The sequence below is a fragment of the Streptomyces sp. QH1-20 genome (assembly GCF_041283565.1).
Classification (GTDB): domain Bacteria; phylum Actinomycetota; class Actinomycetes; order Streptomycetales; family Streptomycetaceae; genus Streptomyces; species Streptomyces syringius.
Genome location: NZ_CP166299.1, coordinates 4,001,255 through 4,024,295, shown reverse-complemented (window position 1 = coordinate 4,024,295; position 23,041 = coordinate 4,001,255). Strand labels below are relative to the sequence as shown.

General features: G+C 71.4%; 21 protein-coding genes. 13 read left to right on the top strand and 8 right to left on the bottom strand.

The annotated features are described in order from the left end of the window. The first annotated feature begins 8 nt into the window (after nucleotides 1-8). From AB8O64_RS18025 to AB8O64_RS18010, 4 genes are all read left to right on the top strand, one after another. The gene (locus AB8O64_RS18025; protein WP_370420008.1) at nucleotides 9-2,324 is read left to right on the top strand and encodes a beta-ketoacyl synthase N-terminal-like domain-containing protein; all 2,316 of its coding nucleotides are present in this window, start codon (nucleotides 9-11) and stop codon (nucleotides 2,322-2,324) included. Then, complete coding sequence (locus tag AB8O64_RS18020) at nucleotides 2,324-2,971, top strand: hypothetical protein (protein WP_370420007.1); 648 nt, start codon at nucleotides 2,324-2,326, stop codon at nucleotides 2,969-2,971. Before AB8O64_RS18025 ends, AB8O64_RS18020 begins: the two co-directional genes overlap by 1 nt. Beyond that, nucleotides 2,968-4,116 (top strand): hypothetical protein, encoded by a 1,149-nt coding sequence (locus tag AB8O64_RS18015; protein ID WP_370420006.1) that lies wholly within the window; start codon nucleotides 2,968-2,970, stop codon nucleotides 4,114-4,116. Before AB8O64_RS18020 ends, AB8O64_RS18015 begins: the two co-directional genes overlap by 4 nt. Nucleotides 4,117-4,353: 237 nt before the next feature. Continuing rightward, nucleotides 4,354-5,823, top strand: coding sequence for a DHA2 family efflux MFS transporter permease subunit (locus AB8O64_RS18010; RefSeq protein WP_370420005.1), 1,470 nt, complete (start codon nucleotides 4,354-4,356; stop codon nucleotides 5,821-5,823). On the opposite strand, the gene AB8O64_RS18005 is transcribed toward AB8O64_RS18010, so the two are convergent. From AB8O64_RS18005 to AB8O64_RS17995, 3 genes are all read right to left on the bottom strand, one after another. Continuing rightward, nucleotides 5,817-6,467: a response regulator transcription factor gene (locus tag AB8O64_RS18005; protein WP_356451160.1), complete on the bottom strand. Its 651-nt coding sequence runs from the start codon at nucleotides 6,465-6,467 to the stop codon at nucleotides 5,817-5,819. The two genes, AB8O64_RS18010 and AB8O64_RS18005, sit on opposite strands and share 7 nt — an antisense overlap. Next, nucleotides 6,464-7,468 (bottom strand): sensor histidine kinase, encoded by a 1,005-nt coding sequence (locus AB8O64_RS18000; protein WP_370420004.1) that lies wholly within the window; start codon nucleotides 7,466-7,468, stop codon nucleotides 6,464-6,466. The genes AB8O64_RS18005 and AB8O64_RS18000 overlap by 4 nt, the downstream gene beginning before the upstream one ends. Before the next feature lie 208 nt (nucleotides 7,469-7,676). Continuing rightward, complete coding sequence (locus tag AB8O64_RS17995; RefSeq protein ID WP_370420003.1) at nucleotides 7,677-8,495, bottom strand: UbiA family prenyltransferase; 819 nt, start codon at nucleotides 8,493-8,495, stop codon at nucleotides 7,677-7,679. 365 nt (nucleotides 8,496-8,860) lie between these two features. On the opposite strand from AB8O64_RS17995, the gene AB8O64_RS17990 reads away from it, so the two are divergent. Beyond that, the gene (locus tag AB8O64_RS17990) at nucleotides 8,861-10,597 is read left to right on the top strand and encodes a BTAD domain-containing putative transcriptional regulator (protein ID WP_370420002.1); all 1,737 of its coding nucleotides are present in this window, start codon (nucleotides 8,861-8,863) and stop codon (nucleotides 10,595-10,597) included. A gap of 85 nt (nucleotides 10,598-10,682) precedes the next feature. On the opposite strand, the gene AB8O64_RS17985 is transcribed toward AB8O64_RS17990, so the two are convergent. Then, a complete protein-coding gene (locus tag AB8O64_RS17985) occupies nucleotides 10,683-11,342 on the bottom strand; it encodes a DUF5324 family protein (RefSeq protein WP_370420001.1) in 660 nt (219 codons plus the stop codon). Nucleotides 11,343-11,569: 227 nt separating this feature from the next. Between AB8O64_RS17985 and AB8O64_RS17980 the strand changes: the two genes are divergently transcribed. Both AB8O64_RS17980 and AB8O64_RS17975 read left to right on the top strand, forming a co-directional pair. Next, complete coding sequence (locus AB8O64_RS17980) at nucleotides 11,570-12,103, top strand: peptidylprolyl isomerase (protein ID WP_370420000.1); 534 nt, start codon at nucleotides 11,570-11,572, stop codon at nucleotides 12,101-12,103. A 105-nt stretch (nucleotides 12,104-12,208) separates the two neighbouring features. Beyond that, nucleotides 12,209-13,072: a rhomboid family intramembrane serine protease gene (locus tag AB8O64_RS17975; protein WP_370419999.1), complete on the top strand. Its 864-nt coding sequence runs from the start codon at nucleotides 12,209-12,211 to the stop codon at nucleotides 13,070-13,072. A 333-nt stretch (nucleotides 13,073-13,405) separates the two neighbouring features. Here the strand turns inward: AB8O64_RS17975 and crgA are convergent, their stop codons facing one another. Continuing rightward, nucleotides 13,406-13,663 carry a cell division protein CrgA gene (gene crgA / locus AB8O64_RS17970; RefSeq protein WP_130878619.1) on the bottom strand — a complete coding sequence of 86 codons (258 nt, stop codon included), beginning with the start codon at nucleotides 13,661-13,663 and terminating at the stop codon, nucleotides 13,406-13,408. A 142-nt stretch (nucleotides 13,664-13,805) separates the two neighbouring features. Here crgA and AB8O64_RS17965 point away from each other — a divergent pair, with 142 nt between their 5' ends. From AB8O64_RS17965 to AB8O64_RS17940, 6 genes are all read left to right on the top strand, one after another. After that, nucleotides 13,806-14,570 carry a DUF881 domain-containing protein gene (locus AB8O64_RS17965; protein WP_370419998.1) on the top strand — a complete coding sequence of 255 codons (765 nt, stop codon included), beginning with the start codon at nucleotides 13,806-13,808 and terminating at the stop codon, nucleotides 14,568-14,570. 19 nt (nucleotides 14,571-14,589) lie between these two features. Continuing rightward, nucleotides 14,590-15,285, top strand: coding sequence for a class E sortase (locus AB8O64_RS17960; RefSeq protein ID WP_370419997.1), 696 nt, complete (start codon nucleotides 14,590-14,592; stop codon nucleotides 15,283-15,285). Between the two features lie 69 nt (nucleotides 15,286-15,354). After that, entirely contained in the window at nucleotides 15,355-15,531 is a 177-nt protein-coding gene (locus tag AB8O64_RS17955) for a hypothetical protein (RefSeq protein ID WP_165451561.1), read from the top strand. Next, nucleotides 15,528-16,166 (top strand): aminodeoxychorismate/anthranilate synthase component II, encoded by a 639-nt coding sequence (locus AB8O64_RS17950; RefSeq protein ID WP_356451177.1) that lies wholly within the window; start codon nucleotides 15,528-15,530, stop codon nucleotides 16,164-16,166. Before AB8O64_RS17955 ends, AB8O64_RS17950 begins: the two co-directional genes overlap by 4 nt. Before the next feature lie 305 nt (nucleotides 16,167-16,471). Continuing rightward, complete coding sequence (locus AB8O64_RS17945) at nucleotides 16,472-17,140, top strand: class E sortase (protein WP_370419996.1); 669 nt, start codon at nucleotides 16,472-16,474, stop codon at nucleotides 17,138-17,140. Nucleotides 17,141-17,169: 29 nt separating this feature from the next. Then, nucleotides 17,170-17,877: a class E sortase gene (locus tag AB8O64_RS17940; protein ID WP_370423893.1), complete on the top strand. Its 708-nt coding sequence runs from the start codon at nucleotides 17,170-17,172 to the stop codon at nucleotides 17,875-17,877. A gap of 108 nt (nucleotides 17,878-17,985) precedes the next feature. On the opposite strand, the gene pknB is transcribed toward AB8O64_RS17940, so the two are convergent. The 3 genes from pknB to AB8O64_RS17925 all read right to left on the bottom strand — a co-directional run bounded on the left by pknB (nucleotide 17,986) and on the right by AB8O64_RS17925 (nucleotide 23,018). Next, nucleotides 17,986-20,004: a Stk1 family PASTA domain-containing Ser/Thr kinase gene (pknB, locus tag AB8O64_RS17935; RefSeq protein WP_370419995.1), complete on the bottom strand. Its 2,019-nt coding sequence runs from the start codon at nucleotides 20,002-20,004 to the stop codon at nucleotides 17,986-17,988. Between the two features lie 162 nt (nucleotides 20,005-20,166). Next, nucleotides 20,167-21,621, bottom strand: coding sequence for a penicillin-binding transpeptidase domain-containing protein (locus AB8O64_RS17930; RefSeq protein WP_370419994.1), 1,455 nt, complete (start codon nucleotides 21,619-21,621; stop codon nucleotides 20,167-20,169). After that, entirely contained in the window at nucleotides 21,618-23,018 is a 1,401-nt protein-coding gene (locus AB8O64_RS17925) for an FtsW/RodA/SpoVE family cell cycle protein (protein WP_130878626.1), read from the bottom strand. Before AB8O64_RS17925 ends, AB8O64_RS17930 begins: the two co-directional genes overlap by 4 nt. Between the last annotated feature and the right edge of the window lie 23 nt (nucleotides 23,019-23,041).

Below are 23,041 nucleotides of genomic sequence, written 5' to 3'. Positions count from 1 at the left end.
AGGCGGCCATGACACCACCGCGTATCGCCCTGACGGGGCTCGGGCTGATCACCGGAGCCGGTGACGACCTGGAGAAGGGCTGGTCGTCCATCGCGGCCGGTACCACCGGCATCCGCACCAACACCCTCTTCGACACCTCCGAGCTGCTCACCGACTGGGCGGGCATGGTCACCGCCGAGCAGCCCGCCGACCTGGACCGCTGCTACGCCCTCGCGGCCACCGCGATCCGCGAGGCCCTGCACGGCAGCGGCCTCGACCTCGACACCGTGGACCGCGACCGGGTGGCCGTGGTGGTGGGCTCCAGCCTCGGCGCCATGCCGACCCTGGAGGCCACCCACCGCACCTTCGTCCAGGAAGGGCGGCTGGACGCCGCACAGGCGGTGGCCTCCCAACTGCCGTGCGTCGGCGACTACATCGCGGCCGAGTTCGATCTGCGCGGCCCGCGCGTGGTTCTCTCCAACGCCTGCGCGGCCAGCGCCGTGGCGCTCGGCTACGCCGCCGAGCTGCTGTGGAAGGGCGACGTCGACCTTGTCGTCTGCGGCGGCGTCGACCCCCTGGCGGAGCTGTCCGCGTACGGCTTCAGCGCACTCGGCGCCCTGGACGCCGAACCCTGCTCGCCGCTGTCCGCCTCCACCGGCCTCACCCTCGGTGAGGGCGCCGGGTTCATGGTCCTGGAGTCGGTGGAGCGGGCCGCCGCGCGCGGCGCCCGCGTCCTCGCGGAGCTGGGCGGATACGGCCTGTCCTGCGACGGCTACCACCAGACCGCGCCCGACCCCAGCGGCAAGGGCGCCAGCGCCGCCATGGCCCAGGCCCTCGACACGGCGGGCCTCACCCCGGGCGACGTGGACTACCTCAATCTGCACGGCACCGGTACCCCCGCCAACGACGCCTCCGAACCGAAGGCGCTCAAGCACCTGTTCGGCCAGGAGATCCCGCCGGCCAGTTCCACCAAGTCGATCCTCGGCCACACCCTCGGCGCGGCCGGTGCGGTGGAGGCCGTGGTGAGCACCCTCGCCATCGACCGGGGCACGCTGCCGCCCACCATCAACACCCGCGGTGTCGGCTCCCCTTCCGGCCTGGACGTCATCCCGGACACCGGCCGCGAGGCGCACCCCGACGTGGTGGTGTCGAACTCCTTCGCCTTCGGCGGCAACAACGCCTCCGTCGTCCTCAACCGGTCCGGCCTCACCGGCTCCCGGCCCCCGCGCCGTGAGGCCGTCCGGGAGGTCGTCGTCACCGGGATCGCGGGCCTGGCCGGGTCGGCGGGCGGCACCGACGCGCTCACCGCGGCCTTCACCGAGGGGCGGCCCTGCTTCGAGACGTACGAGGAGATCGCGGGCATCGGGCGGGTGCCCGTCGGCCGGGTCGACATCAAGGCGGCCGCACGCGGTACTAACCCCAGCCGCGCCCGTCGCATGGACCCGCTGAGCCTGCTCGCCGCGTCCGCCGTGGGCGACCTGTACGCACGCCACGGCAAGCCGTCGCGGGCCGAGGCCGAGGCGACCGGCATCGTCTTCGCCACCGGGTACGGCCCGGTGACCTCGGTCCTCCAGTTCCACGAGGGTGTGGTGCGGTCGGGCATCACCGGGGCCAATCCGTCCCTGTTCGCCAACACCGTGGTCAACGCCGCCGCCGGCCACGTCGCGATGCTGCACCGCTACCGCGGCTACACCGCGACCATCGCCAACGGCGGCACCAGCTCCGTGCTCGCGCTCCAGCTCGCCACCCGGGTCATCGCCCGCGGGGCCGCCGAGCGGATCATGGTCGTGATCGCCGACGAGTTCCCCGAGCAGGCCCTGGCCACCCAGGCCGCGCTGCCCGGCTACGCCCGGTCCGCGCGCATCGTGCCCGGCGGGCGCACGGGCACCGTCCTCAGTGAGGGCGCCGCCGCGATCCTGCTGGAGAGCCGGGACGCGGCCCGGGCCCGCGGCGCCGACGTCCTGGCGCGGGTCCGCGGCTTCGGCGCCAGTGGCGAGGCGGCGGGCATCGGCCGGATCGCCCGGGACGGCGCGGCCTGGGGTCGCTCGCTGCGCGGCGCGCTCGCCGACGCGGAGCTCGACCCGGCGGGCATCGCCACGGTCGTCTCGGCCGCGTCCGGTCACCCGCTGGTCGACCTGGCACAGCAGGCGGCCCTGCGCCTCTCCGGCCTCACGGACCGCCCGGTCCTCGCCCCGAAGGCCCTGCTCGGCGAGACCTACGGCAGCGCGGGCGCCCTCGGCCTGGTCGCCGCCCTCACCGGCGCGCACACCCCCGGACCCGTCCTGCTGTCCAGCTTCGCGTACGGCGGGAGCTACGCGGCGGCCGTTCTCGACACGGAGGCGTGATGGGCGCCTCGATGGGCCTGCTCCTCGACCCGGGCCTGACCGGGTACACGCTGACGCCCGACGGCCCCGCGGCGCCGGGAGAGACGGTGAACGTCCTGATCTCCCGGCACCGCCGGCTGCCCCGCGACCGGATGGGGCAGCGGCTCAGCGCCTCGGGCCGCTCCCTGATCGTCCAGGCGCTCGCCACGACCTACGGGGCCGAGGTCACCCCCGGTGACCTGGCCCGGGACGCCCACAAACGCTGGTCGGTGCCCGCCCTGGAGCTGACCGCGTCGGTCACGCACTGCGGCGAGCACAGCGCCGTGGCCTTCGCGCCCGCCGGCCGCGCGATCGGCGTGGACCTCCAGGACGAGCGCGACCGGCCGCACGCGCTGCGCTGGCTCGGCGATCTGCTGGGCCGCCAGGAGCAGGCGACCATCAGGGACTTCGCCGAGTGCGAGGCGCTCATCAAGGCCTCGCACCTGACCAAGGAAACCTTCGCCGGAACCCGGCTGCCCGAGTGGCGGCCGGGCTGGCGGCCCACCGGCACCGGCACCTACCAGGTGCGCTCCCTCGTCCTGCGGGCCGAGGACACCCCGCCCCTGCACCTCGCCCTCGCCTGCGACACACCCTCCCCGGTGCGCTTCCACCTCCTGGAGCAGGAATGACCACCACCGCCGTACGGCCGTACACCCGCCGCATCTCCCCGATCGAACGCGGCTATCTCAACGCCGCCGCCACCGGCACCCCCCAGCTGATCCAGATGGTGCTCGAGGGGGAGGGCACGCTGGAGGCGGACGCGCTGCGGCAGGCGGCGCGCGCGGCGACCCTGGCGAGCCCCGGTCTCGCGGTCCGCCGCAGCGGTTCCTTCTGGCGTGCCACGGGCACCGTTCCCGAGGTCGTGGAACTGCCCGCCGGCACCGGCCCGGACGACCCGTTCTTCCACCGTGACCTGTCCGTGGTCACCGGCCCCGTCTGCGAAGTGGGCCTGATCCCGGGCGAGCGGCCCCAGCTGATCGTCCGGGCCAGCCACATCGTCACCGACGGGCGCGGTCTGCGTCAGTGGATCGCGGACCTCTTCCGGGCGCTGCGCGGCGAGGACCCGGTCGGCTGCCCGGACACGGTGGACGACACTCACTTCCGCGCGGCGGCGGGCGAGGTGCCCCCGTCCCCCGGGGCCACCCGGCTCACCGGACTGCCCACGATCATCGGCCGGGGCCCCGCGGGGGCGCGTCCCCTGTGGCTGCGCCGCCGGGTGCCCGCCGGCCCGTCCGGCGTCACGGCCCGCGCCGCCGCCGCGCTCTCCCGCCACCTCGCCACGGACACCGGCCGTCTGATCGTCCCCGTGGACCTGCGCCGCCACGACCCGGCGGTGCGCTCCACCGCCAACCTCACCTCGCAGATGGTGCTGGACCTGCGGCGCGACGACAGCTGGAAACGCGTCCACTCCACGCTGGTCCGCGCCCTGATCACCAAGGCCGAGGTCGCCGTCCTCGACCGGGACTTCCTGCGCGACAACCCCTTCGCCAACAACCTGAGCGAGGCCCGGGAACTCGACGGCACCCGCTTCCCCTGCACGGCGATCATCACCGACCACGGCGAGGTGGACCCGGAGACGTACTCGACGCCCGCCTTCCGTCTCACCTCCTTCTCCACGCTGCCGATGCTGGTCCCGTACGCCGAGATGTTCCTGAGCGCCTGCCGCGTCGGCGACTCCACGGAACTGACCCTCTCCTGCCGCGACCGCCCCGGCGCACGCGAGACGGCCGACTCCCTCCTGACCGACGTCGCCGAGGCACTCAGGTCCCGCTAGGGCCTGTCCGGCGGATCCTCGCGGGCTCCCGACGCCGCTTGCCGATCCACGAAGGTCCGCCGGACGGGCCCTGGGCGGGCCGAGATCCCGGGCGCACCACCAACACCGCCAGGGGCGCGCGGCCGGGTCGGCACGCGGCCACGGCCGCGTGCGCGCGAGCGACCACGACACCCCCCGCACCGGGCCCGACCAGCGCCGACACCCCGACGGCGCCACCCACCCGAAGGACGACCCCGCATGACCCTGACCCAGCAGACCGAGCCCCCGGCCCCGCCGGCCGGCCCCACCCCCGCGGCGGCGAAAGCCACCCGCACAGCCGTTCTCACCATCGCCGTGTCCATCGGCGGGGCCTTCCTCGCCCAGCTGGACACCACCATCGTCAACGTCTCCCTGGCCGACACATCCGCCCGTTTCGGTGCCTTCACCCAGGTCCAGTGGGTCGTCACGGCCTATCTGCTGGCCCTGGTCGCCCTGATGCCCGCCGCGGGCCGGCTGGCCTCCCGCTTCGGCCCCCGCCGCACGTTCATCGCGTCCCTCGCCGTGTTCACCGTCGGCTCGGCGGCCTGCGCCGTCAGCCGGACGCTCCCCGAACTGATCGCCGCGCGCGGCCTGTCCGGCGCGGCCGCGGGTGTGCTCACCCCTGTCGCCACGATCCTGCTCACCAGCGGCATGCCGCGCGAACGCCTGGGCCAGGTCCAGGCGCTGAACGGCAGCGTCATGCTGATCAGCCCGCTGCTCGGCCCCACCGTCGGCGGACTCCTCGTCAACGCCTGGGGCTGGTGGGCCGTCTACGCCGTCAACCTCCCGCTGTGCGCCGTGCTGCTCCTGGCCGCCGTCCTCCGCGTCCGCAAGGACACCCCGGGCGGGGAGCCGTCCGGTGCCCGCTCCTTCGACTTCCTGGGCCTGGTGACCGCCGCCGCCTGCACGGTCTGCGTCGTGCTCGCCGTGCACGCCTTCGCCGACACCGGCCTGTCCGCCCACCCCGCGTTGCTGGTGCCGCTGGTCCTGGCCGTGCTGAGCGGCGTCGTGTTCGTACGGCACCAGCTCCGCACCACCGCACCGCTGCTGGACCTGCGCCTGTTCACGCACCGCGTCTACCGCACGGCCGCGACCAACATCTTCTGCCTCGGCTTCGTCCTCTTCTCGCCGATGATGCTGATCCCGCTGTACTTCCAGTCGGCCCGCGGCGAGAGCGCGGTCACCACGGGCCTGCTGATGTCGGCCGGCGGCATCGGCGTCGTCGTCGCGGGCCTGGCCTGCCGCCCGATCATGAAGAAGATCGGCGGCGGCACCACCGTCGTCATCGGCATCGTCCTCACGATGCTGGCGACCGTGCCGCTGACGATGCTCTCGTCCACCACGCCGTACCCGCTGCTCTGCGCCGGACTCGCCGTCCGGGGCCTGGGCACGGGCCTGACCATCGTGCCGGCCATGACCCGGGCCTTCGAGTCGATCGAGCCGCGCTCCATCCCGGACGCCTCGGCGCAGCTCAACCTGATCCAGCGGATCGGCGGCACCGTCGCCCTCGCCGTGGTCACGGTCGTCCTCGACCGGGCCGCAAAGGCCCACCACGGGCTCGTCCCGGCCGCGTTCGCCGACTCCTTCGGCTGGCTGCTCGCCGTCTACGCGCTCACCCTCGTCCCGGCGATCGCCCTGCTGGTCGCCGACCGCCGCGAACGCGCCGCCCGGGCGGCAGCGGCTCAGTAGCGGCGCGGCGGGTGCATCCGGTTGACCGCGTCGAGCCGGGACGTGGCGCCGAGCTTGTCGAAGATGTTCCGCAGATGGCGCTTGACCGTGCCCTCGGTGATGCCGAGGCGGCTGCCGATCTGCCGGTTGCTCAGTCCCTGCGCGACCAGCTCCATCAGCTCCCGCTCGCGGAGGGTGAGGGCATCGGCGGGGTCCGGTTCCCGGTCCCGGTCCGGCCCGGAGCCCGACGTACGCGGCAGGAACATCATCGTGCCGCCCGCCATGGCGCTGCGGATCGCGGCGACGAGGACCTCCCGGTCGGTCTCCTTGTGCAGATAGCCCATCGCCCCCGCGGACAGCAGCGAGTCGATGAGCCGGCGGTCGTCGTGCATCGTCAGCATGATGATCCGGGCGTCGGGCGCCGCCTGCCGGATCCCCCGCAGGTTGGCGAGCGGGCCGGGGCCCGGCATCTCCACGTCGAGCAGCACCACGTCCGGCCGGTGCAGGCCCGCCATGCGGACCCCGCCGGGCCCGTCGTCGGCCTGGGCGACCACGGTCAGCCCCTCGTACAGCTCCAGGAGCTCGCACAGTGCCTCGCGCAGCAGCCGGTGGTCGTCCACGGCCAGGATCCGGATGTCGCCGCCGACGGGCGCTCCCGCGCTCATCGTCCGCCCGCCTCGGCCCCGTCGAGCGGGATGCGCAGCCGCACCCGGGTCCCCCGGCCGGGCTCGCCGACCAGCTCCAGCGTCCCGCCGAGGGCGGCCGCCCGCTGTCGCATGGCCCTCAGGCCGGTGCCCTCACCGTCGCGCCGGTCCGGCAGCCCGACCCCGTCGTCGGTGACCGTGGCGTGCACGGCGTCGGGGTGGATCCGCACGGCGACGTCGATCCGGTCCGCCCGCGCGTGCGTGAACGCGTTGCGCAGGGCTTCCCGCACGATGAGGAACAGCTCCTGGCGGGTCCGCTCGGGCAGCCACGACTCGTCGCCGTCGATACGGGAGCGGACCTCCGCGGGGCGGTCGGAGGAGGCGGCGCTGTAGGCGTCGATCTCCTCCTTGAGACCGTCGTGCAGTTCGTTGACCCGCAGTCCGCTGACCATGGAGCGGGTGAAGCCGAAGACGTCGCGCAGCGCCTGCCGCGCGTCTGCGAGCCGGTCGCGCGGCGGGGCGGCCCCGCTCGCCTGCTCCATGGCGTAGAGGTCGAGGCAGCGCAGCGCCAGGCTGATGCTGCTGCCGATGTGGTCGTGCAGATCGCGGGCGATCCGGTGGCGGCTCGCGGTGCTGGCCTGCCCCACATCGCGCAGGGTCGCCGACTCGTAGCCGATGGCGGCGGCGCTGACCCGCGTGAAGATCGCCTCGTGCAGCATCCGTACGGCGGTCAGGCTCCGGGCCAGGGCGATGTCGGCGGGAAGGCGCGCGGCGGCCTCGGTCAGCGTCCCGACCGCCACGTCGAACAGCACTCGTGCCGCCTGGACCGAGTCGATCGGCGGGACCTTCTCGAAGGAGCGCTGCACGCCGAGCGCCATCGAGGCGAGCTCGGCCTCCTCGGCGACCTGCACCTGGGTGCCGTGCAGGGTGTCGATGCACTCGCCGAGGATCTGCCGGGCCTGTCTCTCGCAGGTCAGCCACAGCTCCGGGCGGAGCGCGAGCGCGTTGCCGGCCTCCCGCAAGCCGTCGGCATAGCGGGCGACAGCGGCTTCAATGAGACAGGACCGATCGGTCGCCGAGTCAGCGGAATGTCCCACAGCGTGCCCCCACGTGGGGAAAAGTCGAGACCGGGGCGGCGTGATTCCCCACACTCACCCGCTCTGCGGATCATAACAACGCGCTTCGAATATGCCATCGAACGGACAAGGTGGCCCATAGCGGATGGCGGGCTCACGCCCACGCGAGCGCGGCCAGCGCGGCCAGATGGACGGCGTACTGGGTGACCATCCAGGCCCGGTACGGGGCCCGGGGCCGCTCCCGCTCCTCGCGGACGGGCAGACAGCGCGCGGCCACGCACAGGGCGCCCACGGCGAAGACGGCGGCGGCCGCCTCCAGCGGCAGCTGATGCACCCACACGGCACCGGCCGTGATGGCCAGGGTCAGAGCCACCCCGGCCGTGGCGCAGAACCGCCGGGCGCTGCGTTCGCCGCGGACGACGGCCAGGGTGCGGCGGCCCGCGAGGGCGTCACCCCGGGTGCTGCCCAGGTCCTTGGCGACGGCGGCGATCAGACCCACGCCGAGCGAGAGCACCACGGCGAAGACGGCGGCCTCGGCGGTGAGCCCGCTGCCGGAGGCCGATACTCCGGCGAAGTACGTCGCTCCCGCGGCGGCGCAGGTGACCGCGGAGGCGGACCAGGAGCGGCACTTCGCCGCGATCGACGGCGCCGAGTAGGCGTACCCCAGGGCGAGGAAGACGGCGGTGGACTCGGCCACCTCCCAGCCCGCGGCGCAGCCGAACAGCAGCCCGGCCAGGGCGGTCACGGCCACGGCCCGCCGGGCCGCCGACTCGGTCAACCGGCCGCTGGCGAGCGGCCGCCGGGATTTGTTGGCGCGGTCCTCGCACAGGTCGCTCACCCCGTTGAAGACGTAGACACTGACGGTCGCCGCCCACCAGGCGAGGGCGCCGAGCAGCAGATGCGGGGCGTTCGGCCGGTGGTGCGCGGCGGAGGCCGTCAGCAGCGCCCCTGTGACGAATCGCAGTACGAACATGACCTGCACGAGCGGGCGCGCCTCGCGCAGGCAATTCCCGACGGTGCGCGCGGTGGAACGAATAACGGAATTCGGTCCGTCGAAAACCGCGGTGGCAGGATGGGGCGAATCGGGGAGAGGCGCAAGAGCCAGGGTCATGTTGCGAACCTATGGCTGGAATACGCGGTTCCGGTGTGTGTCTTTGGAGGTACGGCATGTCCCGTCAGGAGTACGCGCGTTGAATACGTACACCCCCCGCACCTAGCGTCAGCAGCATCGTCATCACGCTGCACAGTGCGGAACGTCGGGGGTGAGGGGCAATGGAGTTTCTGGTTCTGGGCCCGCTGGAGGTACGCGAGTCAGGAATACCGTCCCGACTCAGAGGAATGCGTCAACGGCGACTTCTGGCCCTTCTTCTGCTCAACGCCCGGCGTACGGTGGCGATGGACACCCTGGTGGACGAGTTGTGGCAGGACCCGCCTGCCTCCGCCCGCCATCAGGTGCACAACGCGATCCGTGATCTGCGTGCCTCCCTCGCCCCCTCCGAGGGCGGCGGTCTGGTCACCACGGACGTCGGCTACCGCCTGGACGTACCGGCCGACGTCGTCGACGCGCACCGCTTCACCGCGTGGACCCGCGCCGCACGCGCCGCCCGCCGCGAGGGCCGTGACGCCGAGGCGATGCGGCTGTTCCAGTCGGCGGTGGACCTGTGGCGCGGCGACGCCTTCACGGGCATCGACTGCCCGGCGGTGACCGCCGCCGCGGCGGGGCTGGACGAGCAACGGCTCACCGCGGTCGAGGAGCTGATGGAGCTGCGCCTCGCGGCGGGTGAGGCCGCGTCCCTGGTGGCCGAGCTGTCCGCGCTGAGCGCCGCGCACCCGCTGCGCGACGCGCTGCGCGGCAGCCTGATGCTCGCCCTGTACCGCAGCGGACGGCAGGCCGACGCGCTCGCGGTCTACGACGAGGGCCGCCGCCTGCTCGACGACGAACTGGGCCTGGAGCCCGGCCCCCGGCTGCGGCGCCTGCACAGCGAGATCCTCGCGGACGCACCGCAGGCTCAGCGCGAGGAGCCCCGGCCCGAACGGCCTGTCAGCTTCCGCCCCGGCCAGGGCAATTACCTTCCGCGCGACCTGCCCGACTTCACCGGCCGCACCGCCGAACTCGCCCTGCTGGACCGGGCCGCCGATGACCGGCACCCCGGCTCTCCCCGCACGGTCACGATCGACGGCATGGGCGGCATCGGCAAGACCGCCCTCGCCGTCCACTTCGCCCACCGCCGCACCGCGGACCACCCGGACGGCCAGTACTACATCGACCTGCACGGCTTCAGCACGACCCGCGCGCCGCTCGACCCCGAGGAGGCGCTGGGCGTCCTGCTGCGCTCCGACGGCACGGCCCCCGAGGCCATCCCGACAGGCCTGGCCGAACGCAGCGCGGTCTGGCGCTCCCGCCTCGCGGGCCGCCGCGCCCTGCTGGTCCTCGACAACGCGGCCGACGCGGCCCAGGTGGCCCCGCTCCTGCCCGGCACCGGCGACACCCTCACCCTGATCACCGCCCGCGGCAAGACGACCGCCCCGGACGGCGCCCGCTCATTGCCGCTGGGAGCGCTGGCCCCCGCGGACGCGGAAACGCTGTTCCGCCGCGTCGCGGGCGACGCCTGCGCGGGCTCACCCCTGACCCAGACGGTCACCCTGTGCGGCCATCACCCGCTCGCTCTGCGCCTCGCGGCGACCCGGCTGCGCGACCGCCCCTCGTGGACGGTGCCGGACGTGACGGCGCGCCTGCTCACGACCGCCGGCCGGGCCGCGTTCCTGCGCACGGCGGACCGCGACCTGATGTCCGTCCTGGCCCTGTCCCACGCGCAGTTGCCGCTCGACGTACAGCAGTTCAACCGCACCCTCGCCCGCCACCCGGCGACCACCTACGACGTCCCCCAGGCCTGCGCCGCCACCGGCCTCGCTCCCACGGAGGTGGAGCGGCTCTTCGACACCCTCCTCGACCACAACCTCGCCCACGAACCGAGCCCCGCCCACCTCACGATCCCCCTGCTCCTGCGGGACTGCGTGCACGCCCTCACGCCCCCGGCCCCCGACGTCGTCCGCCACCTGACAGCGGTGGCCTGAGGCCCCGGGCCCACCGCAACAAGCCGCGAGGCGGAAGACCGTAGGGTCTTCCGCCTCGCGGCTTGTGAGTGATCGGGCGGGCAGGTCAGTGCTGGTCGCCGCGCTCCTCGGACGGGCCGTTGCCCGCCTCGGCCTCGGCCTGCTTGGCCTGCACCTCGGGGTCCAGGGCCGCGCCGCTGCCGTCGACGGAGCTCAGCGGGGCGCGGTCGGCGATCTCGGTGGGAGCCGGGGGCTCGACCAGCCAGTCGGGGTTGGCCTGCTTGTCCCACCACTTCCATACGGCGAAGGCGCCACCCGCGAGCAGCCCGAGCACCGCCAGCCGCTTGGCCGCCCGGCCCATCCGGCAGCGCCGGTCGCGCCGCCGCACGAGCCGCTCGACCTCGGCCGCCGAGACCTGGCCGCGCAGCGCGGCGAGGGTGGCCGCGCCACGGGAGACCGCTTCCTCCCGGACCGGCTCGGCGGCGGCGCGGGCGCGCACGGCGGCCTGGTCCACCTTCGGCGGGAGGGAGCCACGGGCATGTTCGAGCCGCGGTGCCAGGTGGGCGTGGTACTGCTCACCGGCGCTGATCCTGGCCTGCCGGGCGGCGGCCTCCATCTTCGGCGCGAGCTGGGCACGAGCTTCGTGCGCGAAGTGCACGGCCGCGTCCTTGGCCGTGCCGGCGTAGGGCGCCACCACCTCCGCGGCGTGCCGCACGCTGTCCTTCGCCGTGCTGGTCGCGGCGAGCACGCTGTCCTTGCGGGTCACGAGAACCTCCTCCTCGGTGGCGTACGGTTTTCCGCCTTTCCACCCAGTGGAAAATCATGCCTGGCCATGCGTGGTCCGGCATGTGAGGGCGGGCATTCGGGTCATGGGGGAGCTTCGTTCGACAATGCCACCTTTCGGCGCCGCGCGCGGCCCTTTGGTGGCTACTCGCCGCGATCCCGTCCGTGCGAGGATCGGTGGCTGTCAGCGAAGCCTATGGAAGGTAGATCGTGGCCGAGCAGCTCTACGCCACCCTGAAGACCAACAACGGGGACATCGAGGTCCGGCTCCTGCCGAACCACGCCCCGAAGACGGTCAAGAACTTCGTCGAGCTCGCCCAGGGCGAGCGCGAGTGGGTGAACCCGGAGACGGGTCAGAAGACCACGGACAAGCTGTACGACGGCACCGTCTTCCACCGGGTCATCGAGGGCTTCATGATCCAGGGCGGTGACCCGCTCGGCAACGGCACCGGCGGCCCCGGCTACAAGTTCGCCGACGAGTTCCACCCCGACCTGGCCTTCACCAAGCCGTACCTGCTGGCCATGGCCAATGCCGGTCCGGGCACCAACGGCTCGCAGTTCTTCATCACCGTCTCGCCCACCACGTGGCTGACCGGCAAGCACACCATCTTCGGCGAGGTCACCAGCGACGCCAGCAAGAAGGTCGTGGACGCGATCGCCACCGCCCAGACCAACCCGCGCACCGACCGCCCGGTCAACGACGTCGTCATCGAGTCGGTCGTGATCGAGACCCGCGAGGGCTAGGAGCGACGACGCGCTCCCGTACGGGAACCCCGTGTCCCGCCCGTCCGTATGACGGGCGGGGCCGCGTCTCGCATACCGGTCCGCCGACCGGGGCAAGGGGAGAGCATGAACGACCAGGTTGTCGGTTGTTACCGGCATCCGGACCGGGAGACCGGTATCCGCTGCACCCGCTGTGAGCGGCCGATCTGCCCGGAGTGCATGGTCAGCGCCTCGGTCGGGTTCCAGTGCCCGGAGTGCGTGGCCAGTGGTTCCGGCACCGGCCACCACCCGCGGGCGACGGCACCGCGCACGATCGCCGGCGGCACGCACGTCGCCGATCCGCGCCTGGTGACCAAGATCCTGCTGGGGATGAACGTCGCCCTGTGGATCGTGGTGCTGGCCGTCGGCGACCGGGTCGTCGACGACCTGGAGCTCTTCGGCCGGGCGGCGCTCACCCCCTTCACCCCGTTGGAAGGGGTCGCCGAGGGGCAGTGGTACCGCCTGCTGACGGCGACGTTCCTGCACCAGGAACCGATGCACCTCGCCTTCAACATGCTCTCGCTGTGGTTCCTCGGCCCGCCGCTGGAGGCCGCGCTCGGCCGGATCCGCTACCTGGCGCTCTACGTACTGTCCGGTCTGGGCGGCAGCGCGCTGGCCTACTTCGTCGCCGCGCCGAACCAGCCCTCGCTGGGTGCCTCGGGTGCGATCTTCGGCCTGCTGGGCGCGACGGCCGTGCTGCTGCGGCGGCTGAACTACGACATGCGCCCGGTCGTCGCGCTGCTGGTGCTCAACCTGATCTTCACCTTCACCTGGTCGAACATCTCCTGGGAGGCGCACGTCGGCGGCCTGGTGGTGGGTACCGCGGTGGCCTTCGGCCTGGTGCACGCCCCCCGGCACAAACGGGCGCTGGTGCAGTACGTGACCTGTGGAGCGGCGCTGCTGGTGATCGTCGCGGCGGTGGCCGTACGGACGCTCCAGCTCGCGAGCTGAGCGGGCCGGCGCCACCCGGAAGGGGCCGTGGCCTCACAGATGAGCGACGGTTGTCCACAGCGAGCGCCGGATCTTGTGCACGATGTGGGGAACGCGTGTTCCCCACTGCCCCGGGCCGCGTTTCCGCTGGAAGACGCCGGTGCGACGGCGATACGCAGTGCTTGCGATCAGTCACACCGGCGTCAACGCCGAGGAAGTTATCCACAGATCTTCTGAGTTTTTCCCCACTGTGGACGAGGGTGTGGATAACTCGCTGGAAGGCTCAGGGGAGGGCTTGCGCCAGGGCGTCCCGAAGGGTCACGCCACGGGCTCCCCCAGGAAGCCGGTCCGGCGCTACTTCCACTGCGTGGAGACCACGAACCCCGCCGCGATGAAGCCGAAGCCCACCACGATGTTCCAGTTGCGCAGCGACTCGATGGGCATGTCGCCGCTCGTCACGTAGAAGAGCACGATCCAGGCCAGCCCGATCAGGAACATGGCCAGCATCAGGGGGGCCACCCAGCCGCGTCCGCTGGTGCCCAGCTTCAGATTCTGTGTCTTCACCGGCGGTGGAGTGAAGTCGTCCTTCTTGCGGATCCGTGACTTCGGCACGAGGAACTCTCCTGTCGATGCGCTGCGTAACCGCGCTGGGGATACAAGGCTGGCTGCCGGGGCGGGAGCGACGGGAGCTCTTCGTTCCCCCGGGCGTCCGTTAGCGTAGTGCTTCCGCGGCGTCGGAGAGGATAAGGGTACGTTGAGTAATTCTGCGGACTCCACCAGCACGCCTTCCCGGCGTTTCCGACCCGTGCGGCTGCTGACCGCCGGAGTCTTCGCGCTGGCCGGTCTTCTCTTCTTCACCAGCTTCAACACCGCCCGTGGCACCGACATCCGCACCGACGACTCGATGCTGCGGCTCTCCGACCTCATCCAGGAACGCAGCCGCAAGAACGCCGACCTCGACGAGAGCGCCGCGGGCATGCGGTCCAAGGTCGACGCGCTCGCCCGGCGCGACAACGGCAACACCGCCGCCCAGGACAAGAAGCTCAATGCCCTGGCGCGGGCCGCCGGCACCACCGAGCTCAGCGGTACGGGCCTGACGGTGACGCTCACCGACGCGCCGCCCAACGCCACGGCCCGGATCCCCGGCATCCCCCAGCCCCAGCCCAATGACCTGGTGATCCATCAGCAGGACCTGCAGGCCGTCGTCAACGCCCTGTGGCGCGGGGGCGCCAAGGGCATCGAGGTCATGGACCAGCGGCTGATCTCCACCAGCGCGGTCCGCTGCGTCGGCAACACCCTCATCCTCCAGGGTCGCGTCTACTCCCCGCCGTACAAGGTGACGGCCGTCGGCGACCGCGGTCTGCTGCGCAAGGCGCTCGACACCTCCCCCACGATCCAGAACTACCTCCAGTACGTGAACGCCTACGGGCTCGGCTGGAAAGTCGACCAGCACGACGCGGTGACTCTTCCCGGCTACTCGGGCACAGTGGATCTCCACTACGCGAAGCCCATGGGGTGACCCGGGAGGGGGCCGGCCGGTGAGGACACGCCTGGTCGTCCGCACGCTCAGCGAGCTCTGCGTCACCGTCGGCACGGTGATCGTCCTCTTCGTCGTCTACGTCCTGTACTGGACCGGCGTCCGCGCCGACAGCGCCATGAAGGACGAGATCGGCCGGCTCCAGGACGAGTGGTCCACGGGGCCGGTCACCGGGCCCGGGGGCGAAGCCGCCGCCGGAGCGTCCCCGCCCCCGGCGAAGGCCCGCCCGCCCGGCACGTCCTTCGCCGTCATGTACGTCCCGCGCTTCGGCGCCGGCTGGGCCAAGCCCGTCCTGGAGGGCACCGGGCCCGAGCTGCTCAAGAAGGGGCTCGGGCACTACGCGGGTACCGCGCGCCTGGGCGCGACGGGCAACTTCGCCGTCGCCGGCCACCGCCGCACCCACGGCGACCCCTTCAAGGACGTCCCCCGGCTGCGCCCCGGCGACGCGGTGGTGCTCAACGACGGGACCACCTGGTTCACCTATCGCGTCGACCGCCCCCCGTACCGCACCCGGCCCGACGACCTCGGCGTCATCGACCCGGTCCCGGCGAAGGCCGGCTACCGCGGACCGGGCCGCTATCTGACCCTCACCACCTGTGAACCCGAGTGGGGACACAGCCACCGGCTGATCGTCTGGGCGCACTTGGACGCCACCTCGCCCGTCGCCGACGGCAGGCCCGCGGCTTTGTCCGGCTGACCACCCACCGGCGGTGCGGCCCTTTAGTCTGGTGCTGCAATCGACTCGTCATCGGCAAGTAGGGACAGCATGTACGTCTGGATCTGGCGTCATCTGCCGGGCAACGCATGGGTGCGGGCGCTGATCTCGCTGCTCCTCGTGCTGGCGATCGTGTACGTCCTCTTCCAGTACGTCTTCCCCTGGGCGGAACCGCTGCTGCCGTTCAACGATGTGACGGTCGACAACGGAATGGCGGTGAACCGATGAGCGCGCGCATCCTCGTCGTGGACAACTACGACAGCTTCGTCTTCAACCTCGTCCAGTACCTCTATCAACTGGGCGCCGAATGCGAGGTGCTGCGCAACGACGAGGTCGAGCTGCGCCACGCGCAGGACGGCTTCGACGGGGTGCTGCTGTCCCCCGGCCCGGGCGCGCCGGAGCAGGCGGGCGTCTGCATCGACATGGTGCGGCACTGCGCGGAGACCGGGGTGCCGGTCTTCGGGGTGTGCCTGGGGATGCAGTCGATGGCGGTCGCGTACGGCGGCGTGGTCGGCCGGGCCCCCGAGCTGCTGCACGGCAAGACCTCCCTGGTGACCCACGAGGGCACGGGCGTCTTCCGGGGGCTGCCGACGCCGTTCACCGCCACCCGCTATCACTCCCTCGCGGTCGAGCGGGAGACCTGGCCGGACGAGCTGGAGATCACCGCCTGGACCGAGAGCGGGGTCGCGATGGGGCTCAGACACCGCGAGCTGCCGGTCGAAGGGGTGCAGTTCCACCCCGAGTCGGTGCTCACCGAGTGGGGGCACCGGATGCTCGCCAACTGGCTGGTCGCCTGTGGTGACGCGGGGGCGGTGGACCGCTCGGCGGGGCTCGCCCCGGTGGTGGGCAAGGCCGGGGCGTGACCTCGCTCCGCCCCGAGCGGGACCCGTGGCGGACACCACAAGGCTCCGAGCAGAGCCCCTGGCTGACGCCACAACAGCACCAGGAGCCTTCCTGGTACCCAGCAAAGCCCCTGGGCCCCACGGAGCCCGTAGCGGCCACGGAGGGCCCCGCACGGGTGGTTTCCCAGCCACTGCCCCCCGAGGACCACGCGACGTTAACGCTGCGCCGGGTCCGGGAGCCGACCGCGGGGCCGCCCACCGGGGGGCGTGCGGAGCGGCGCAGAGCGGCCCGACGGGCGCAGCGGGCGCGCAAGGACAGCGTCGGGGTGATCGTGAGCCGGCTGACGGGCGAGCTGTTCATCACCGTGGGCGCGCTGATGCTGCTGTTCGTCGCCTACCAGCTCTGGTGGACGAATGTGATCGCCCAGCGCCAGGCGGGCGGGGCCGCGAACAGCCTCCAGCACGCGTGGGAGGAGAGCGGCGGCGAGGACCGGGCCGCCGGGGCGTTCTCCCCCGGCCAGGGCTTCGCGATCCTCTACATCCCGAAGCTGGATGTGAAGGCGCCCGTCGCCGAGGGCATCGGCAAACAGAAGGTGCTGGACCGGGGCATGGTCGGGCACTACGCCGAGGGCCCGCTCAAGACCGCGATGCCGTGGGACGCGCAGGGCAATTTCTCGCTCGCCGGTCACCGCAACACCCACGGAGAGCCGTTCCGCTACGTCAACCGGCTGCGTCCCGGCGACAAGATCGTTGTGGAGACCAGCAGTACCTTCTACACGTATGAAATGACGAGCCGCCTGGACCAGACATCGCCGGCGAACGTCGGGGTCATCGCCCCCGTGCCGGTCGGATCGGGCTTCACGGGGCCGGGCCGCTACGTCACTCTCACCACCTGCACTCCGGAATTCACCAGTACGTATCGAATGATCGTCTGGGGCAAGATGGTCGACGAGCGGCCCCGGAGCAAGGGAAAGCCGGACGCCCTCGTCGAGTGAGACAGCAGAGCGAAACGGGGTACGACGCGGTGGCACGGATCGACGACGACGGGCCCGGCCGCCCGGCCCGCCCACGGGGGAGGATCGCCGCCGCCGTCAGTCTCTTCGGTGAACTGCTGATCACGGCGGGCGTCCTGATGGCCCTGTTCGTCGTCTACTCCCTGTGGTGGACGAACGTGCTGGCCGACCGCGAGGCGAAGAAGCAGGGCAACCACGTGCGCCAGAACTGGGCCAAGGGCCCGGGCGCCCTGGACACCAAGGACGGCATCGGCTTTTTGCACGTGCCGTCCATGAGGAACGGCGAGGTGCTCGTCAGGAGCGGCACGAGCAGCTCTGTCCTCAACGAGGGCGTGGCCGGGTTCTACCGCGCGCCGGTGAAGTCCGCGATGCCGTGGGACGCGAAGGGCAACTTCACGCTGGCCGCCCACCGGGACGGCCACGGCGCGAAGTTCCACAACATCCACAAGGTCAAGGTCGGTGACGCGGTCGTCTTCGAGACCCGCGACACCTGGTACGTCTACAAGGTCTACTCGGAGCTGAAGGAGACCTCGAAGTACAACGTCGAGGTCCTGGACCCGCTGCCGAAGGAGTCCGGCGCGAAGAAGCCCGGCCGCTTCCTCACCCTCACGACCTGCACGCCCGTCTACACCTCCGACTACCGCTACATCGTCTGGGCGGAGCTGCAACGCACGGAGAAGGTCGACAGCGAGCGCACTCGCCCGAGGGAATTGCGTTAGCTCTGTCCTCAATCGCCGGACGGGCTGCAAATGCAGCCCGTCCGGCGATTGAGGACGCGCCCGCAGGGCGCCCGCCGCCGCAGGCGGCAGGACAAGCCCGCGGAGCGTCTAGTGACGCCGGCCGAAGGGGCCGCCGAAGAGGCCGCCTCCGTTGTCACCGCCGGTGGAACCGGGGGTCCCGGTCGTGCCCGGGGTGCCGGTGTCACCGGGGACACCGGCGATGGTGGTGAGGTTGACGGGCGTGTCCTTCGGGACCTGCGTGCCGCCCACCGGGTCGGAGACCATCACCATGGCGTTGTCGTCCTGCGGGCCGGCGATGTTGCCGACCTTCAGACCCGCGTCCGTCAGCGTCTTCTTGACGTCCTTGAGCTTCTGGCCGACCACACCCGGCACGCTGATCTTCTGGCCCGCCTTGGCGACGAAGAGGGTGACCGTGGAGTTCGGCTGCGCGGTGGTGTTGCCGTCGGGGCTCTGCCGGACGACGTTGCCGGGCGGCTGGTCCGACTCCTCCTCGTCCTTCACGACCTTGAAGCCGAGGTCGGTGAGCTGCTTCTTCGCTGCGTCGAAGGGCTGACCGACGACGGACGGGACGGTCTTGGAGGCGGGGGTCGAGGCCACGGAGAGGGTGATCTCGGTGCCCTTCTCGGCCTTCGTGCTGCCCTTGGGGTCCTGGTCGATCACGATGCCGGCGGTCCGGTCGGACTCCACCTGCTTCTGCCGGACGGTGAAGCCCTTGGCCTTGAGCTCCGCCTCGGCCTCTTCGAACTTGGATCCCCGGACATCCGGCACGGAGACCTTCTCCGCGCCCTTGGACAGCACGACCTTGACCTCGGAGCCGCGGTCCACCTTGGCGTTGGCCTTGGGGTTCTGGTCGCAGACCTTGCCCTTGGGCTGGTCGCAGAAGGTCTCGCCGTCCTGGGTGACCTTGAAGTCGCCGTTCTCGCCCATCTTCTGGGCGGAGGCCAGCGTCTCGCCGGTCAGCGTCGGCACGGTCACCTGGTCGTTGTTGCCGCTGCCGCCGAAGAGCGACTTGCCGATGAAGATCGCCCCGACGAGCACCAGAATGCCCGCGACGACCAGCAGGATCGTCGAGAGATTGCTCTTCTTGGCACCGCCGCGCCGACCGTCGCGGTCGTCGTAGCCGTAACCGCCGTCGTCGTCGCGCACCGGCGGCATCATGGAGGTCGCCGGGTCCTGCGGGCGCAGCATCGTGGTCGGCTGGTCCTCGCCGTAGCCGCCGGGGGCGCCGTAGCCACCCGCGGCGTGCGAGGCCGTGGCGGCCACGGGCTGGCCGTCGAGGGCCGCCTCGATGTCGGCGCGCATCTCGTCGGCCGACTGGTAGCGGTAGTCCGGGTCCTTGGTCAGCGCCTTGAGGACGATGGCGTCCATCTCGGGCGTGATCTCGGGGTCGTGGACGCTCGGCGGGTTCGGCTCTTCCCGGACGTGCTGATAGGCGACCGCCACGGGCGAGTCGCCGACGAAGGGGGGCCGGACCGTGAGCAGCTCGTACAGCAGACAGCCGGTGGAGTACAGGTCGGACCGCGCGTCGACCTGCTCGCCCTTGGCCTGCTCGGGGGAGAGGTACTGGGCGGTGCCGATGACGGCCGCGGTCTGCGTCATGGTCATGCCGGAGTCGCCCATCGCCCGGGCGATGCCGAAGTCCATGACCTTGACCTGGCCGGTGCGCGTCAGCATGACGTTCGCCGGCTTGATGTCGCGGTGGACGATGCCGGCGCGGTGGGAGTACTCGAGCGCCTGGAGGACGCCGATGGTCATCTCCAGCGAGCGCTCGGGCAGCAGCTTCCGGCCCGAGTGCAGCAGCTCGCGCAGCGTGGACCCGTCCACGTACTCCATGACGATGTACGGGATCGAGACCCCGTCGACGTAGTCCTCGCCGGTGTCGTAGACGGCGACGATCGACGGGTGGTTGAGCGAGGCGGCCGACTGGGCCTCACGGCGGAACCGGGCCTGGAAGGACGGGTCCCGGGCGAGGTCCACCCGGAGCGTCTTCACGGCGACGGTGCGGCCGAGCCGGGTGTCGTGGGCGAGATAGACCTCGGCCATGCCACCACGGCCGAGCACCGAGCCCAGCTCGTACCGGCCGCCGAGGCGACGCGGCTCTTCCATAGCTCCAGCCCTTCCGTTTTCCTGACCGCACCGGCGTGGGTCCGGCGGTGTGCTGTCCGGGCATACCGTACCCGGAGCACCGTGCGCCTCCTGGGCGCCACCGTCACCTGATATACGACCGGTACCGTCGCGGGAGCCGGACGGCCACGGAGGTGAGCGGTGTCACTTCTCCGTGCTGAGTACCGCCTCCATGACGCCCTTCGCGACCGGCGCGGCGAGCTTGCCGCCCGCGATGTCGTCACGGGTGGTCTCCGAGCCCTCGATGACGACGGCCACGGCGACCGGCGAGCCGTCCTTCCCCTTGGCGTAGGAGATGAACCACGCGTACGGGTTGCCGCTGTTGTCGACGCCGTGCTGGGCGGTACCGGTCTTGCCGCCGACGGTGACGCCGTCGATCTGGGCGTTGGTTCCGGTGCCCTTCTCGACCACGGTCTCCATGATCGACTGGAGCTTCTGCGCGTTGTCGGAGCTGAGCGGCTGGCTCAGCTGCTTCGGCTGGTGCGTCTCGATCACATTGAGGTTCGGGGCGCGCAGCTTGTCGACCATGTACGGCTCCATGAGCTTGCCGTTGTTGGCGACCGCGGCGGCGACCATGGCCATCTGCAGCGGCGTGGCGCGGTTGGAGGCCTGGCCGATGCCCGCCATGGCGTTCTGCGGGCGGTTGTCCTTGGGATAGACGCTTTCGGCGGCGCGGACGGGCGTGTCGAGCTTCGGGTTGTTGAAGCCGAACTTCTCCGCCTGCTCGATCATCTTCTTGTTGCCGAGGTCGGCGCTGACCTTGCCGAAGACCGTGTTGCAGGAGTACTGGAGGGCGACCCGCAGCGAGGCTTCCTTGCAGGGGATGTTGCCCTCGTTCTGGAGCTGTACCCGGGTGTCCGGCAGCGTCCAGGGCAGCGGCGAGTCGGTCTTGGAGTCGACGTCCTTGTACAGACCGTTCTGCAGCGCGGCCGCGGCCGTGACGACCTTGAAGGTGGAGCCCGGCGGGTAGGTCTGCTTGAGCGCGCGGTTCAGCATCGGCTGGTTCTTGTCGCTCGTCAGCTCCTTCCACGCCTTCTCGTCGTCGCTGCCCGCGATGCGCGAGGGGTCGTACGAGGGCGTGGAGGCGAGAGCGAGGATCTTGCCGGTGCGCGGGTCGAGCGCGGCGACGGCACCGCGCTTGTTGCCCAGGCCCTTGAAGGCGGCCTCCTGGGCCTTGGCGTTCAGGGTGGTGATCACGTCACCGCCCTTCTTGCCCTTGCCGGTGATCATGTCGACCGTGCGGTTGAAGAACAGCCGGTCGTCGTCGCCGGTCAGCACCGGGTCGTCGAGCTTCTCCAGCTGGTTCGCGCCGTAGACCTGCGAGGCGTAGCCCGTGACCGGCGCCCACATCTCGCCGTTCTTGTACGTGCGCTTGTACTTGAAGTCGGTGTTGTCCGTCTCCTTGGACCCGGTGACCGTCTGGCCGTCGACGATGATGTTGCCGCGCGGCTGGCTGTAGCGGGCGATCAGGACCCGGCGGTTGTTCTCGTGGGTCTTGAGCTCCTCGGCCTGGACGAACTGGATCCAGTTGTCGCGCATCATCAGGGCGAGGACGAGAAGGCCACAGAAGATCGCGATCCGGCGCACGGGCTTGTTCACGGGCGGACCACCTGGGTCATCTCGGCGTCGGGGGACGGTGCGGGGGCCGGGGCCGGGCGGCGCGCGGTGTCGCTGATCTTGACGAGGATGGCGACGAGGGCCCAGTTGGCGAGGACGGACGAACCACCCTGCGCCATGAACGGCATGGTCATACCGGTCAGCGGGATCAGACCCATGACACCGCCGGCGACGACGAAGACCTGGATGCCGAAGGCGGCGGACAGACCACAGGCCAGCAGCTTGCCGAACGGGTCACGGGCGGCGAGGGCGGTGCGCAGACCGCGCTCCACGATCAGCCCGTAGATCAGCAGTATGGCCATGACGCCCGCCAGACCCAGCTCCTCGCCGACGGTGGCGAGGATGAAGTCGGAGTTGGCGGCGAAGCCGATGAGGTCGGAGTGGCCCTGGCCCCAGCCGGTGCCGAAGACGCCACCGGAGCCGAAGGCCATCAGCGCCTGGGCGATCTGGTCGGAGGAGCCGTCCTTGAACGCGTCGAACGGGTGCAGCCAGGCGTCGACGCGCTGCTGGACGTGCGGCTCGAAGGTGTTCACGAAGACCGCGCCGCCGGCCGACATCAGCAGACCGAAGACGATCCAGCTGGTGCGCTCGGTCGCGACGTAGAGCATCACGACGAACATGCCGAAGAACAGCAGCGAGGTACCGAGGTCGGTCTCGAAGACGAGGATCAGGATGCTGACCGCCCAGACGACCAGGATGGGACCGAGGTCCCGGCCGCGCGGCAGATAGAGCCCCATGAAGCGACGACTGGCCAGGGCCAGGGCGTCACGTTTCACCATGAGATAGCCGGCGAAGAAGATCGCCAAGATGATTTTCGCGAACTCACCCGGCTGCAGCGAGCCCAGACCCGGGATCGTGATCCAGATGCGCGCACCGAACTTCGCGGGGAAGAACATCGGCGCGACGAGCAGGATCAGCGCCACGACCATCGAGATATAGGTGTAGCGCTGCAGGATGCGGTGGTCCTTGAGGAAGATCAGGACTGCCACGAAGAGAGCGATACCGAGGGCCGAGAACAGCAGCTGGTTGGGCGCGCTGGGGTGGAAGAACTTCTTCGCCATCAGCCGTGGCGCCTGGTCCAGCCGCCAGATGATGACCAGCCCGATCCCGTTGAGGAGGGTGGCCAGCGGCAGCAGCAGCGGATCGGCGTAGCGGGCGAACTTCCGCACCACCACATGGCCGACACCGGCCAGCAGGCCGAGGCCGAGGCCGTAGCCGAGCATGCCGGAGGGCATCTCGCCGTCGAGGGCGAGACCGACGTTGGCGTACGCGAAGCACGGGATGAGCACCGAGAAGGCGAGCAGCGCCAGCTCGGTGTTGCGCCGGCTCGGCGGACCCGCGGTGCTGATCGTCGTCGTGTTGGTGGTGCTCGACGACATGGATGGCATGGATGGCATTGATG